This is a genomic window from Microbacterium dauci (assembly GCF_030065535.1).
In the GTDB taxonomy this organism is placed as follows: Bacteria; Actinomycetota; Actinomycetes; order Actinomycetales; family Microbacteriaceae; genus Microbacterium; species Microbacterium dauci.
Genome location: NZ_JASJND010000001.1, coordinates 447650 through 461486 on the forward strand (window position 1 = coordinate 447650; position 13837 = coordinate 461486).

Genomic DNA, 13837 nt, shown 5'->3' on the forward strand with positions numbered 1-13837 from the left:
GGAGCAGAACCGTATGGCGCCACGCGCCGCGAGTCCGGTACCCACTGGAAGCGCGCCGGGGTACCGCTCTCGGATTCAACGGCTACGGCGGTTTCCTCTCCCTTCGAGCCGTCTCGTGATGGAATCGCTCTATGCCGATCCTCAACAAAGACATGTCGCTGTGCATCTCGCTTGCCGCGCGCCCCTCGAATCTCGGGACCCGGTTCCACAACTACCTGTACGAAGAGTTCGGTCTGAACTTCATCTACAAGGCCTTCACGACCGATGACATCGACGCCGCGATCGCGGGCGTACGCGGTCTCGGGATCCGTGGATGCTCCGTCTCGATGCCCTTCAAGGAGGCGGTGATCCCCCTCGTCGACGCGATCGAGCCGTCCGCGGCGGCGATCGAGTCGGTCAACACGATCGTCAACGACGGCGGTTCGCTCACCGCGTCGAACACGGACTACGAGGCCGTTGCACAGCTCATCGAGGAGCACTCGGTCGACCCCGGCGCGTCGGTGCTGGTGCGCGGATCGGGCGGCATGGCGAAGGCCGTCGTCGCCGCCTTCCGAGGCGCGGGCTTCGACGATCTCACTCTGGTCGCCCGCAACGAGGCAGCAGGGTCGGCCATCGCTGAGAAGTACGGCTACCGCTCGACGACTGCGGATCCGGCACCGGGCCACGCCGTCATCGTCAATGTGACGCCCCTGGGCATGAACGGCCCCGACGCCGACGCGCTGTCGTTCACGCAGGCCCACATCGACGCCGCCGACACCGTCTTCGATGTCGTCGCCTTCCCCGCCGAGACGCCGCTCATCAGCGCCGCTCGCACCGCCGGAAAGCCCGTCATCACGGGCGCCGACGTGATCGCCCTGCAGGCCGCGCGCCAGTTCGAGCGCTACACCGGCGTCACCCCGACGCGCGAGCAGATCGAGCGCGCTTCGACGTTCTCCCGGGAAGGGTGAGCCGGGCCAGCGCTTCAGTCAGCTCGACCTGCGCCTCACGTGCTCTGCGCGGGGTAGCTGGCCGCCCTCCGGGCCAACTACATCCCCGGCTGGGTGCGAAATCGCCGTCCCGCCGCACGGATCGCTTCGGATCGTCGCCACCGGAATCGCGGGCGAAGAGCGCAGGAGGGTGCCGTCGATGGAGCGGTCGGCGAGGCGGCCGCCGAGCCGGTTGCCGATGACCAGGCCGACGCCGAACAGCACGAGCAGCCAGGGCACGGTGCCAAAGGTGAAGCCGCTGACTTCGGTGAGGGTGTGGGCGATGTAGGTGAAGGCGCCGAACATGCCGCCGTAGGCGAGGATTGTGACGGTGAGGGAGGGCCAGACCTGTCCGGAGCGGAACGCGGCGAGCTCGCCGCGGATGCTGATCTTCTCCTCGGGGCTATAAAGACCCGCGCGACGCGCGCAACGACATACGACGTGGGTGGGATGCCGACCTCTCCGGCATCCCACCCACTCTGCTCACTTCTTGACGGTGACCGTCACCGGCGCGCTGAGGGTCGCCCCGATCGCGTTGGAGAACTCGACGCGGTAGGTGTGCTTGCCCTTGGCAGCACCGCTGACGGTCGCCGTCGCGGTCTGCGCCCTTGGCGTCGCCGCCGTCAGCGTTCCCTGCGCGACGACCGTGTCGCCCTCGAGGAATCGGTACGCCGTTGCATTCGTACCCCACCACAGGTTGGCGGTGAGCACGTAGCTCCCGTCGCCGTCATGGTTGTCGTGGCTCAGCACCGGTGTGGCCGGACTCGCCTGCGTCACCTTCACGGTTACGGGAGCCGTCGTGGTGACGCCCTTGCTGTTGACGAGCTCGCCTGTGTAGACGTACGTACCGTTGGAGCGACCGCCGACCGGGACCTTGGCTTGCTGTGCCGTCACGCCGCCGTAGATCAGCGGTGCGGTCGAGATGAGCTTGCCGTTCTCGTAGAGCCGGAACGTCGTCGCGTTTTGACCCCACCAGAGGTTCATCGTCACCGTATAGTCGCCGTCGGCGAGGCCCGTATCCCATCCGTTGTCGTGCGACAGGATGCCGCGACCGGGCGCCGCTGTGGCGCCGTCGGGCACCGTCACGGCAGCGGTCCAGTCCGAGCGGGCGCCCTCTCCCGCCGAGTTGACGGCCGCCACCGCGAAGCGGGCGGACGAACCTGGCACGAGGCCGGTGACGACGCTCGACGTCCCGGACGTCGTCGCGACGGGCGCTTCGGTGCCCTCGAGGTAGACGCGGTAATCGCTCACGTCGGCTCCGCCATCCTCCAGCGGTGCCTCCCAGGTCACTTCGATGTCGGTGCCGGCGGGCGCCGCCGCGACCGACTGTGGAACGTCGGGAGCAGACACCGGAGCCGGGACCTGCCACATCGTCGGGACGAGGGGCGTGGCGGTAATGCGCACGATGCGCGCCTGACCGCCCTCCGACCATGCCGTGATCTTCGATGCACCTTCGTCGGGGAACACCTGGTCGGTCAGAGTCGTGAGCCCACCGGCAGCGAAGACCTCCACGGACGCCCGGTCGAGGTACACCTCGAACGTAACGGTGCCGTCGTCCCTCAGCGCGACGGGGGCGTCCTCGATCGACGCGAATGCGGGGTGGAAGGAGGTGTTTCCCGAGTCGCGGCGGTCGACGAAGAGCCGGCCCAGCTCGGTGTCGTACCCGATCAGCGTCCCCGAGTCGTCATCGCCGAAGACCGAGATCCCCGCGCGGTCGGCGCCGCCCGGCCGCAGCACGACGTCGAGCTTGACGACCTCGCCCGACAGGTCGAGGTCCGCTGCACCGTCCACCGCGACGTCGCTGCGCGTCTGCGCCCGATCGACGTCGAGCTGATCGTCGATCTGCGGCACGACCCGCTGCGACAGCCGCGGCCCTTCGGGCGTCGACACCAGCGTCACCTCGCGCGGCAGTGCCATGGAGCTTCGCCACGTCGAAGTCGGGATGTCGTTCGCGTAGTCCCAGTTGTTCATCCAGCCCTGCATGATGCGGGATCCGGCGGGCGTGCCGAAGTACGACACGGTGGCGTAGTAGTCCCGACCCCAGTCGAGCCAGTCATAGCTCTCGAGTCGAGTCGGCGCGGCGGCATCCGCGAACATCACCTGGTCGAGCAGCACGTGTCCCCACCCGGCGCGGTTGTTGTCGACTACCTGGATCGCTGCCTTGCGTCCCGCGAACTCGGAGACGTTCCAGCTCGCCCAGTCGAGGGTCTCGCTGTCGGAGCCGGTGGCCGTGCGCACCACGTCGCCATCGATGACGAGGTTCACGGATGTCTCGTCTGTGCGCACGCGCGCCTGCTCGTCGCCGACAACGACGTGGTCGAGCGTGAGATGCCCCCAGCCGCCGGTCGCCTCGTCGCGGATCCGCAGCTGGGCCTGCTGTCCGTGAAAGTCCGAGACATCCCACGAGCGCCAGTTCAGCGCGCCCGCTTCGGGCCCGGTCTGTGTCCGGACCACCTCGCCGTCGACGACGAGCTCGGCCTGCAGGGTGCCGTCGGACCGCTTCCCGCCGCCGATGAGGAACGACACGAAGTCCCCGTCGAGCGGGAATGCCGGCGAGGTGTAGGTGCCGACATTGTCGTCGCCGCGTGGACCGCCCTCCCAGGTGTTGAGGCGCTTCGCGCCGAGGTAGTAGTCGCCGCCGGAGGTGGAGGGGTTTCGCGATGGCTCGGTGGCGAAGTCGCCGGTGATCTCCCACCCGGCCGCGGCGAGGGTCTGGTTCGCAGGAAGCTCAAAGTCGAAGACCGTGCTACCTGCCGGCGGGCTGTTGGTCAGCTGAGCGTCGGGCACGTGCGGGTGCCGGCCGCCGCCGACGAGGAAATTGATGAACGGGCTGTCGATCGTGAACTCGGGGGAGGTGAGCGTTCCGACCGGCCAGTCTCCGTCGTTGAACCCGTTGACCAGCCCGGCGCCGGCGAACCCCGTCACCGTCTGCTGGCCGTCGATGGCGCCGGCCGCCGGAACCGAGCCCCACGGACCGTTCTTCCAGTTTCCCGGCTCGTTGGAAACCGTCCAGCCCTCGTAGTCGCCGTTGTCGAAGCCCGCGAAGACCTCGCCGTCGGGGAGCGACTGGGCGCCCTCGGTGGTCTCGCTGGTGAACGTGGTGCCGTCGAACTCGCCGACGAAGTACTGTCCGCCGCTGCCCCCGGCGACCGCGCCCGGGTTGAGGTTCACGACCATCACCCACTTGGTGTTGTCGGGATCGCCGTCGACGGGCAGCTCGAACAGGTCGGGACACTCCCAGATCCCGCTCGTCGAGTTCGCCGGTCCGAAATCGGATAGGTGCTGCCACTGCTTGAGGTCGGTGCTCTTGTACAGCACGACTTTGTGATCGGTCGCCTCGACGGCGACCATGACCCAGTACGCGCCGGCAGGGCCGTCATACCAGAAGACCTTCGGATCGCGGAAGTTGGCCGAGTCGCGGTCGAGCACGGGGTTGCCGTCGTACTTCGTCCAGGTGAGTCCGCCGTCGGTACTGTAGGCGAGCGACTGCGCCTGCTTGCCTGCGTGCGTCGGGTGCGCGGGCGTGTAGGCGCTCGTGTAGACGGCGACCAGTGGCGGGTTCTCGGCCGTGCCGAAGCCGCTGGAGTTGTTCTCGTCGACGACCACGGAGCCCGAGAAGATGTCCTCGATCGCCTGGCCGTCCTCGGCGAACGTCTGGGGGATCGCCAGAGGCTGCTCCTCCCAATGCAGGAGGTCGGTGGATGTCGCGTGTCCCCAGCTCATGTTCCCCCAGCGATTGCCTGAGGGGTTGTGCTGGTAGTACAGGTGATACGTGCCGTCCACGTACACGAGCCCGTTCGGATCGTTCATCCAGTTCCTCTCCGGGGAGAAGTGGACAAGCGGCCGGTACTGCTCGTCGCCCGGTGACGACTCTGCGCCGTTGGCGCCGGTCGTGCCGGCACCGACCAGACAGGTCGCGAGCATCGAGGCCGCCACCGTCAGGGTCGCCGCCCGCCGACTGCGGCGCTCGTTGCGCCGTTCGCGTGCACCATGCAGGTGCATCCGGAAATGTGTCAATTCGCCCTCCTTCGCGCGCGCTCGGGTTCCCCCGAGCGACTGACATCGATGTCAGCACTCGGTCGGCGATCATACGGAGTGTCTGCAGGACATCGCAATGCTTGGCCCCGTGCGACGCTGACATCGGTGTCGGCGAGTGCCTCGACAATCGCATCGAGCGGCCGAGAGTGGTTATGCGCGCGCCGGGATCTCGCCGCTGCCGCGGGGGATGAGCGTTGTGGGGACGATGATGTGCGCGGGGGCAAGATCCTGACCCTCCAGCCGCGCGAACAACCGTGTCACCGCGACCCGGCCGATCTCTTGCGGGTCTTGGGCCACCACGGTCACGCCTGGGTCGACGAGGTCGGCGAGTGGCAGGTCGTCGAACCCGACGAGTGCCACCGAACGCTGCGCCCCGGCATCGCGCAGGGCGTGCAGCGCCCCGACGGTGAGCAGGTTCTGGGAGCTGAAGACCGCTGTGGGCGGCTGATCCGATGCCAGCAGCCGCGCCAGCGCATGCTGGGCGGCGCCCGAGTCGTGCAGCTCGGTGATCACGGGGGTGCTCGTCGTCGCGATACCGGCGTGGCCGAGGGCTTCGAAGAAGCCCTGCTGTCGATCGGCGGCGGTTTGGATGTCGAGTCGGTCGGTCAGCAGCGCGATCCTGCGGTGTCCGTGTCTGATGAGGTGCTCCGTCGCTTTGCGCGCGCCCTCCCGGTTGTCGCTCGTGACCGAATCGTAGGTCGCGTCCAGCGGTCGACGGTCGACGTAGACCACGGGGATGCCCTGGGCGCGCAACGATGCGTCGTAGTCCGGATGCCGCTTCACGCTGGTAAGGATTAGTCCGTCGACGCGCCGCCGCAAGAACGCGTTCACGGCGCGCAACTCGCGTTCGGGGTCGTCGTCGAAGCTCGAGGCGAAAACGGCGACTTCGCGCTTGATGGCGGTGTCTTCCACCGCCCGGTGGATCGCTCCGGCGAACGGGTTGTCGACGCTGCCCACGAGCAGACCGAGCGTGCGCGTGCGTCCGTCTGCGCGGCGAAGACTGCCGGCCTGTAGATCGACGTGATAATCCAAAGACCGCACTGCGTGCCACACACGTTCCGCGGTCGCGGCGGCGACGTTCGGCTCGTTGTTGATCACCCGCGAGACGGTCTTGGTGCCGACCCCAGCGAGGGTCGCGACTTGCCGCATCGTCGCGCGTGGGCGTCGTTGCCGTGGCGGTTGTTCCTCTGACATCGATGTCACAATTTCATCTCGACGGACTCTTTGCCGCTTGACTGTATCGCATGGCGTGGGGTAGAACCGCTCTTGACATCGTTGTCAGACGCGGCAACGACAGCCCGAGAGGAATTCAATGAAGAATCACAACACCCGTGGACGCCGGTCGACCATGCTGACCGCGTTCGCCTTCTCCGCCGCAGCAGCGCTCACGCTCACCGGCTGCGCAGGCGGATCCAACTCCGACGCGACGCCCGACGGCGACTCCGACGAGATCGGCGTCTCGCTGATCGTCAAGACCAACTCGAACCCCTTCTTCATCGCAATGCAGAACGGTGCTCAGACCGCCGCCGAAGCGAACGGCGTGAACCTCACGCTCGCCGCGGGCAAGGAAGACGGTGACGAAGATACGCAGATTCAGGCGATCGAGGCGGCGATCTCCAAGGGGGATGCCGGCATCCTCATCACGCCGAACGGCCCCGCGGTACTCGACGCGATCGAGAAGGCCCGTGATGCCGGACTCTTCGTCATCGCGCTGGACACGGTGCCTGACCCCGCCGACGCCGTCGACATTACGTTCGCGACCGACAACTATCTCGCCGGCCAGTACATCGGCCAGTGGACGGCTGAGACGCTCGGCGACGGCGACGCGGTGATCGGTCTCATCGACCTGTTCGACGACAAGGCCGTGACGGTTGACTACAACCGCGACCAGGGCTTCCTCAACGGGCTGGGCGTGGAGCTCGGCGACGACCAGGTCAACGGTGACGAGGAGCCCACCGGAACCCTCCCGGGCGGCGGCAGCTACGAGATCGTCGGCAACGAGGCGTCGCAGGGCGCCGAGGACGGCGGCCGCACCGCGATGGAGAACCTGCTCGCAAAGAACCCCGACATCAATGTCGTGTACACGATCAATGAGCCGGCGGCGTACGGTGCGTTCCAGGCGCTCGAAGCGGCAGGCAAGAGCGGCGACGATGTGATCATCGTCTCGGTCGACGGCGGTTGCGCCGGCGTCGGGCAGGTCGCCGACGGCATCATCGACGCGACCAGCCAGCAGTACCCGGTCAAGATGGCCGAGCTCGGCGTCGAGGCGATCGTCAAGCTCGTCGAGACCGGCGAAGCGCCAGAGACGAGTGACGGCCTCGACTTCTTCAACACCGGCGTTGCGCTCGTCACCGACCAGCCGGCGGAAGGCGTGGAGTCGATCGACACCACGGAGGCCACCGAGATCTGCTGGGGCGAGTAAGACACACCGAAGGATGCTGCGGTCCAGAGTCGCACGGACACCGGGCCGCAGCATCCCACCAATCCGACGGAAGTGAACCCGTGACCCAACCAGCCCCGCCCACGTCCACCCTCGACCTTGCCGCCGAGTTCCTCGATCGCCGCACCCCAGTTGATCGAATTCGTGGTGTCCTGCATCGATATCCGGCGATCAGCCCCGCGATCGTGCTCGTCCTCGCGATCATCGTGTTCGGCAGCGTCAATCCGCGATTCTTCGCGCCGGCCAATCTGTCGCTCGTCCTCGACCAGGTGTCGGTCGTCGGCACCGTCGCGATCGCGCAGACCCTCATCATCCTCACCGCCGGCATCGACCTCTCGGTCGGGGCGTCGATGATCCTCGCGTCGATGGTGATGGCGCAGACCGCATTCCACAATGGACTCCCCGCGCCGCTTGCCCTGTTCGCCGGCCTCGTTGCGGCGCTCGCAGCGGGCGCACTCAACGGCTTCCTCGTCACGCGAGTGAAACTGCCGCCGTTCATCGCGACGCTCGGTACCCTCAACGTCTTCATCGCGTTGACGCTGCTCTACAGCGGTGGGCAGACGGTCCGGAAGGCCGAGATGCCCGAACTGCTGACGTGGACCGCGACCGCGTTCCCGATCGGCGATGTGCGTCTGACCGTCGGTGTGATCATCATGATCGGTCTCTATGTGCTCATGGCGTACATCCTCGGGAGAACGGCGTGGGGACGGCACGTCTACGCGGTCGGCGACGATGCCGAGGCTGCGCGCCTCGCGGGCATCTCGACAAGTCGCGTGCTGATGAGTGTGTATGTCGCAGCTGGAGCCGTGCTCGCGGTGGCCGCTTGGATCCAGATCGGCCGCTCCGGTGCGGCGAGCCCGAACGCCGGTGCGGACCTCAACCTCGACTCGATCACCGCCGTGGTGATCGGTGGAACCTCGCTGTTTGGCGGGCGGGGCGTCATCTGGGGGACCCTTCTCGGTGCCATCATCGTCGGCGTGTTCCGCAACGGGCTGTTCCTTGCCGGAGTCGATGGCCTCTACCAAACCCTCGCGATCGGCATTCTCGTTATCGTCGCCGTCGCCGTCGACCAGTGGATCAGGAAGGTACGCAAATGAGCCTCATCGAAGACGCGGTGACTCCCGCGCCCACACCGGCCGGCACGCCCGTGCTCGAGGCGAAGCGCCTCGTGAAGACGTTCGGGCGTGTTGTCGGGCTCGACGGCGTGAGCCTGCGGCTGCATGCGGGCGAGGTGCTCGCCGTCATCGGAGACAACGGAGCGGGCAAGTCCACGCTCATCAAGTGCCTGACGGGTGCATACATCCCCGACGAAGGGCAGCTGCTGCTCGACGGCGAGGAAGTGCACTTCAAGCGTCCGCAGGACGCCCGCTCCGCAGGCATCGAGACGGTCTACCAGAACCTCGCGGTGTCGCCCGCGCTCGATGTCGCGTCCAATCTGTTCCTCGGCCGAGAGCGGCGCAAGCCCGGGATCGCGGGGTCGCTGTTCCGCGTCCTCGACTCGTCGGGCATGCGCAGGGAAGCCCGCGAGCAGGTGCACAGGCTCGGCATCTCGACGCTGCAGGACGTCACCGTCGCGGTCGAGAACCTGTCGGGAGGTCAGCGGCAGGCCGTTGCGGTGGCACGCGCGGCGGCATTCGGCTCGAAGGTCGTCATCCTCGACGAGCCGACGGCGGCCCTCGGCGTGCGCGAGTCGAACCAGGTGCTCGAGCTCATCGTTCGCCTCCGCGAGAACGGAGTGCCGGTGATCCTTATCTCACACAACATGCCGCACGTGTTCCAGGTCGCCGACCGCATCCATGTGCAGCGTCTCGGCAAGCGCGCCGCGACCATCACCCCGCAGTCTCACTCGATGACGGATGCTGTCGCGATCATGACCGGCGCGGCTCAGGCATGACTGGCGTCGTTCTGTTCGCGGAGTTCACCGCGAAGCCGGGGGCAGCCGACAGCGTCGCGGAGCTCATCGTCGGGTTCGCCGAGACCGTGCGCGCGGAGCCGGGCAACACCACCTTCGAGGTCTACCGCCGCGCGGAGGACTCGGACCGGTTCTTCGTCTTCGAGGAGTATCGGGACCGGGCTGCATTCGAGGAGCACATCGGCGCGGAGGCCGGACGCGTGTTCAACGCGGCGCTGGGGCCGCTGATCGTCGAGCCCGCGAGTCAGCTCACGTTCTTGCATGCGGCGGCGGGCGCGTGACCGCTCACGCATCCGCCGATCAGAGCACTGCGCGCGTCCTTGTCATCGGCGAGGCGCTCGTCGATGTCGTCGTCCGCGACGATGGCAGCGTCGACGAGGCGCCCGGGGGGAGTCCGGCCAATGTCGCGCTGACCCTCGGGCGGCTGGGACACGCTCCGAAGCTCATCACGCGGCTCGCGGACGACGAGCACGGCCGCGCCATTCGGGCATGGCTGGTCGAGTCCAATGTGGATGTCGTGGCCGCCCCGGCGAGCCGCACCTCCACGGCGACAGCGCGGCTGGATACTTCGGGCTCGGCGACCTACGAGTTCGACCTGGAGTGGAATCTGACAGGAGTGGCCGAGGGCCGGGCCGACGTCGTCCACACCGGGTCGATCGCGGCGCTCCTGGAGCCGGGCGCGGCCGACGTGACCGAGATGATCGATCGGCTGCGGTGCGACGCGCTCGTCACCTACGACCCGAACATCAGACCCGCTCTGCTGTCGGATCACGGCGATGCGCGCACGCGTGTCGAGTCGTTCGTCGCGCGTTCCGACCTCGTCAAGGCGAGCGACGAGGATCTGCGCTGGCTGTACCCGGATGTCGAGCCGCTCGACGTTGCTCGCACGTGGCTGCAGAGCGGGCCGTCGGTCGTGATCGTGACCGCCGGTGCCGGTGGCGCCACCGCCGTCTCGTGGGCAGGCGTCGTCGCCGTTGCGTCGGATCGGGCCGCCGTGGTCGACACGGTGGGGGCCGGGGATACCTTCATGGGGGCACTCATCGACGGGTTGGTGCGCTCGTCGTTCGCGGGCGCCGCCGCACGCTCGGAGCTTTCGCGGATCGGGTTGTCCGAGTTGGAAGCGATCCTGGAGTTCGCGGCGATCGCCGCAGCGGTGACGGTCTCGCGGCCGGGTGCAGACCCGCCGCGACGCGCGGAACTACTCCACAGAGCTGGGGCGCCTGGCGCGATCTAGTAGACCGCCCGCACCGGAAGGCGGCGTCTCGAGGCTGGAAGCCTCGGGCGTCGCCTTCGTTCGGTACTGCCAGTCGGGAACGGTGAAGTCACATCCCGCCCGCGCTCCTCGGAGGAGGGCGAGTGCGACTCGCAGCGGGTCATTGCATGATGGCGCGGTCCAGTGCCGCACGCATGACGCTCCGGTCGACGTCGATTCCCGTCCAAAGGCGCACATTGATCGCGGCCTGATTCACCAGCATTGCGCGCCCGTCGAGCGTGTCCGCTCCACGCTCGCGCGCACGCACCAGGAAGGCGGTGGTGGCTGGGTTGGGGATGACGTCGCGCACCAGCATGGGGTCGTGGATGGTTTCGGTCGCGACGTCACGACGAGAACTGGGACTTCTGAGGCCCTTGTAAGGTTCGCGTCGTGCCTGGGCGTGAGGAGCCGGCTGGCGACAGGTTGACTGTGCCCCACAGCCGAAAAGTGATCGGTGGACGCAGGGGCGGTTCGCCCCGACCTCGTCAGCGCGCATTCGCCGGAACGGGAGCGGTCGAGCCACGCACGATGAGGCTCGGCGGCAGCACCTCCCGGCGCGGCGGCTCACCGTCCTGCAGCTCGGCGAGCGCAGCGTACGCGCGCTCGCCGAGGAGGTGCCGCGGCTGCTCGACCGTCGTCAACGCCGGGCGCACCCACGTCGCGAGCTGAGTGTCGTCGTAGCCCACCACGCTGAGGTTTTCGGGCACCCGCCTGCCGGAGTCGATGATCGCGCCCATCGACTCCGCCGCGATCCGGTCGGTCGCGCAGAACACCGCCGTCACATCGGACCCGATGAGTTCCGCCACCGATCCCAGAACGAGCGGTGTGAGCCCCAGCTCTGTCATGGTCTGCTCGTACGAGCTCGCCCGCTGGCGCGCGGCGACGCGCCCCGATCCGGCGACATGCGCGATGCGCCGGTGACCGAGTCCCAGCAGATGATGCACCGCCATCCGGGCACCGAGGCGGTCGTCGTTGCTCACCTGCGACGCCGAGTCCGGCACCTCATCGGGCCGGCCGACGATGACGACCGGAGCGGCTGAGGCACGCACCGCCGAAACGGGGATCTGACCCGTCACCGCGATGATCCCGTCGACGCCGAATCCGCCGAGGCGCTCCACACCTCGCGCGAGCAGGTCGCGGTCGCCGCGGCCGTCGACCAGCACGACGCCCACGCCGTGGCGGTCGGCGCTGGCCTCGATGCCGTGTACGACGTCGACCGCGTACCCGCGCAGGTCGCCGACGAGCACCCCCACCGATCCGCTCCGCCCGCGCACCAGCGACCGCGCCCACGGATTCGAGCGGTACCCGAGCTCGTCTGCGACGGCCAGGATGCGTTGCCGCGTGGCATCCCCGACCCCGGCCTGCCCGCGGATCGCGAGCGAGACGAGCGACTTCGACACGCCGGCGGCCCCGGCGACGTCGTAGAGAGTCGGGCGGCGGCGCGGCGAGTCGGTCACCCCTCCGTCATAGCAGCGCTGGAACGCTCCAGCGTCTTCCAGCTGGAGCGTTCCACAAGCGTTCACTGGCGGTCGACTGCCGTGTCACCTGCTCTCCCTACCGTCGAAGCACATCGCTCGACAGACAGGACCCGCAGTGCCCGACTCCGCTCTCACCGTCGCCCCTCACGCGCTCCTGCTCGACTTCGGCGGTGTCATCTTCCAGACGAAGAAGCGCCCGACCGGGCGCGACGAGTTCGCCACCCGGATCGTCGAGCGCGCCGCCCGTGGCGGGTGGGAGATCGAGCATGAACGCGTCCGAGCCTCGCTCGACGCGGCGCTCACCGCGCTCCGGCACTGGAAGCATGCCTCGAGCCGCCGCCGGGCGCCGCGGGAGATGACCCACCGCGAGATCATCGGGGACTTCCTCGCGGCCGACCTGCCGGGCCGGGTGCGCGCGCTCCTGGTCGCCGAGGCGGGGGAGGTGCTCGAGGAGATGAACTTGACGCTCTCCGATCACACGCTTCGCCCCGGCATCCGCGACGTCATCACCGAGGCGACGGGCCGTGGCATCCGCCTGGGCATCGTGAGCAACGCACACGCCGGACGCAGCCATCGCGCGATCCTCGCCGAGCACGGTCTCGACACCGCCTTCGGCGTGCAGGTGTACAGCGACGAGGTGGGAATGCGCAAACCCCACCCCGGCATGATCGAGCTGGCCGCGACCGCGCTCGGGGTGACGCCCGCGCAGTGCTGGTATGTCGGCGACACGCAGGATCGCGACGTCGTCGCCGGGCGTCGCGCCGGGGTCGGCGGCATGATCCTCACGACAAGCGGGCACACCGACAATCCGCCCTTCGCGATCGCGGAGACGGCGGACGCCGTGTTCCCCACGCCCGAGGGGCTGGCAGAGCTGCTGCGGTCGGCGGCGGCGCCCGCTTCGGCAGCACCCGCGGCGACCACCGAACCCGAACCCACGGGGGCGCCCGTCCTGATGATCGACCACGGCGGCGTCATCTCCACAACAGCTCCGGATGCCGCGCTGCTGGACGCGTTCGCGTCACACCTCGCCCGGCTGCTGGACGGGCCCGATGAGCCTGTCGAGCTCGCCCGCGCACACCTGCTCATCGCGGAGGGGCGGGCCCGGCACGCCGAACGCAAGCGCGCGCAACGGCAGAACCTCGCCGGCGGCGGCGCGAACCGCGAAGTCGGCGCCCGCGAGTTCTGGCGCGACCTGGTCGGCGCCGACCTCAGCGTGCGCGCGCGCGCCGTGCTGACCGCCGAAGCCGAGGACCTGATGTTCCGGTACGGCCGCGCGAAGAGCCGCCGCACCCTCCGCACCGGCATGGCGGAGCTGCTCGAGCACTGCCGCGCCGAAGGCGTCCGGGTCGTCGTGGTCTCCAACACGGTCAGCGGTCGGGCGGTGCGTGCCGAGTGCACCGCGCAGGGAATCGATCCGCTCATCGGGGCCTACGTCTGCTCCGACGAGAACGGCTACCGCAAGCCCGACCCACGCATCGTCGAGGAGGCCCTGCGGATCACCGCCGCAGATCCCGCCCGCACCTGGTTCCTCGGCGACAAGCCACAGAACGACGCCCTTGCGGCGCAATCGATGGGCATCGCCCGCCGCGTCATCGTCCGCGGCGGCACGACGGACGACGACGCCATCGACGCGGCGGTCCGCTCCGGCGACGTCACCGACGTCGTCTCCGAACCCGGCGACCTCATCGACCTGCTCGCCGCCCCCGCCCGCATCTGACCCGACCGCCTCACCCGACCCCGAAGACAGAGGAC

General features: G+C 68.6%; 11 protein-coding genes and 1 pseudogene. 7 read left to right on the top strand and 5 right to left on the bottom strand.

Features of this window, described 5'->3' with window-relative positions; all coding sequences use genetic code 11:
• Positions 1 to 131: 131 nt before the first annotated feature.
• On the top strand, positions 132 to 947 hold the full coding sequence (locus QNI14_RS02230) for a shikimate 5-dehydrogenase (RefSeq protein ID WP_283714557.1): 816 nt from the start codon (positions 132 to 134) through the stop codon (positions 945 to 947).
• A 162-nt stretch (positions 948 to 1109) separates the two neighbouring features.
• Here the strand turns inward: QNI14_RS02230 and QNI14_RS02235 are convergent.
• The 3 genes and pseudogenes from QNI14_RS02235 to QNI14_RS02245 all read right to left on the bottom strand — a co-directional run.
• Positions 1110 to 1352: pseudogene (locus tag QNI14_RS02235) on the bottom strand (MFS transporter); the annotation flags it as partial.
• A 96-nt stretch (positions 1353 to 1448) separates the two neighbouring features.
• Positions 1449 to 4775, bottom strand: coding sequence for a GH32 C-terminal domain-containing protein (locus tag QNI14_RS02240; protein ID WP_430539233.1), 3327 nt, complete (start codon positions 4773 to 4775; stop codon positions 1449 to 1451).
• 378 nt (positions 4776 to 5153) lie between these two features.
• Positions 5154 to 6152 (bottom strand): LacI family DNA-binding transcriptional regulator, encoded by a 999-nt coding sequence (locus QNI14_RS02245; RefSeq protein ID WP_283714558.1) that lies wholly within the window; start codon positions 6150 to 6152, stop codon positions 5154 to 5156.
• A gap of 163 nt (positions 6153 to 6315) precedes the next feature.
• On the opposite strand from QNI14_RS02245, the gene QNI14_RS02250 reads away from it, so the two are divergent.
• The 5 genes from QNI14_RS02250 to QNI14_RS02270 all read left to right on the top strand — a co-directional run bounded on the left by QNI14_RS02250 (position 6316) and on the right by QNI14_RS02270 (position 10589).
• On the top strand, positions 6316 to 7425 hold the full coding sequence (locus tag QNI14_RS02250; RefSeq protein WP_430539227.1) for a substrate-binding domain-containing protein: 1110 nt from the start codon (positions 6316 to 6318) through the stop codon (positions 7423 to 7425).
• Positions 7426 to 7505: 80 nt separating this feature from the next.
• Complete coding sequence (locus tag QNI14_RS02255) at positions 7506 to 8540, top strand: ABC transporter permease (RefSeq protein ID WP_283714559.1); 1035 nt, start codon at positions 7506 to 7508, stop codon at positions 8538 to 8540.
• The gene (locus tag QNI14_RS02260) at positions 8537 to 9337 is read left to right on the top strand and encodes an ATP-binding cassette domain-containing protein (RefSeq protein ID WP_283714560.1); all 801 of its coding nucleotides are present in this window, start codon (positions 8537 to 8539) and stop codon (positions 9335 to 9337) included. Before QNI14_RS02255 ends, QNI14_RS02260 begins: the two co-directional genes overlap by 4 nt.
• Positions 9334 to 9636: a putative quinol monooxygenase gene (locus tag QNI14_RS02265; protein ID WP_283714561.1), complete on the top strand. Its 303-nt coding sequence runs from the start codon at positions 9334 to 9336 to the stop codon at positions 9634 to 9636. The genes QNI14_RS02260 and QNI14_RS02265 overlap by 4 nt, the downstream gene beginning before the upstream one ends.
• A complete protein-coding gene (locus QNI14_RS02270; protein ID WP_283714562.1) occupies positions 9633 to 10589 on the top strand; it encodes a carbohydrate kinase family protein in 957 nt (318 codons plus the stop codon). The genes QNI14_RS02265 and QNI14_RS02270 overlap by 4 nt, the downstream gene beginning before the upstream one ends.
• A gap of 139 nt (positions 10590 to 10728) precedes the next feature.
• Here QNI14_RS02270 and QNI14_RS02275 read toward each other — a convergent pair whose 3' ends face one another.
• Positions 10729 to 10923 carry a hypothetical protein gene (locus QNI14_RS02275; protein WP_283714563.1) on the bottom strand — a complete coding sequence of 65 codons (195 nt, stop codon included), beginning with the start codon at positions 10921 to 10923 and terminating at the stop codon, positions 10729 to 10731.
• 169 nt (positions 10924 to 11092) lie between these two features.
• On the bottom strand, positions 11093 to 12064 hold the full coding sequence (locus tag QNI14_RS02280; protein WP_283714564.1) for a LacI family DNA-binding transcriptional regulator: 972 nt from the start codon (positions 12062 to 12064) through the stop codon (positions 11093 to 11095).
• A 136-nt stretch (positions 12065 to 12200) separates the two neighbouring features.
• On the opposite strand from QNI14_RS02280, the gene QNI14_RS02285 reads away from it, so the two are divergent.
• Positions 12201 to 13802, top strand: coding sequence for an HAD-IIIA family hydrolase (locus QNI14_RS02285; RefSeq protein ID WP_283714565.1), 1602 nt, complete (start codon positions 12201 to 12203; stop codon positions 13800 to 13802).
• The last annotated feature ends 35 nt before the right edge of the window (positions 13803 to 13837 follow it).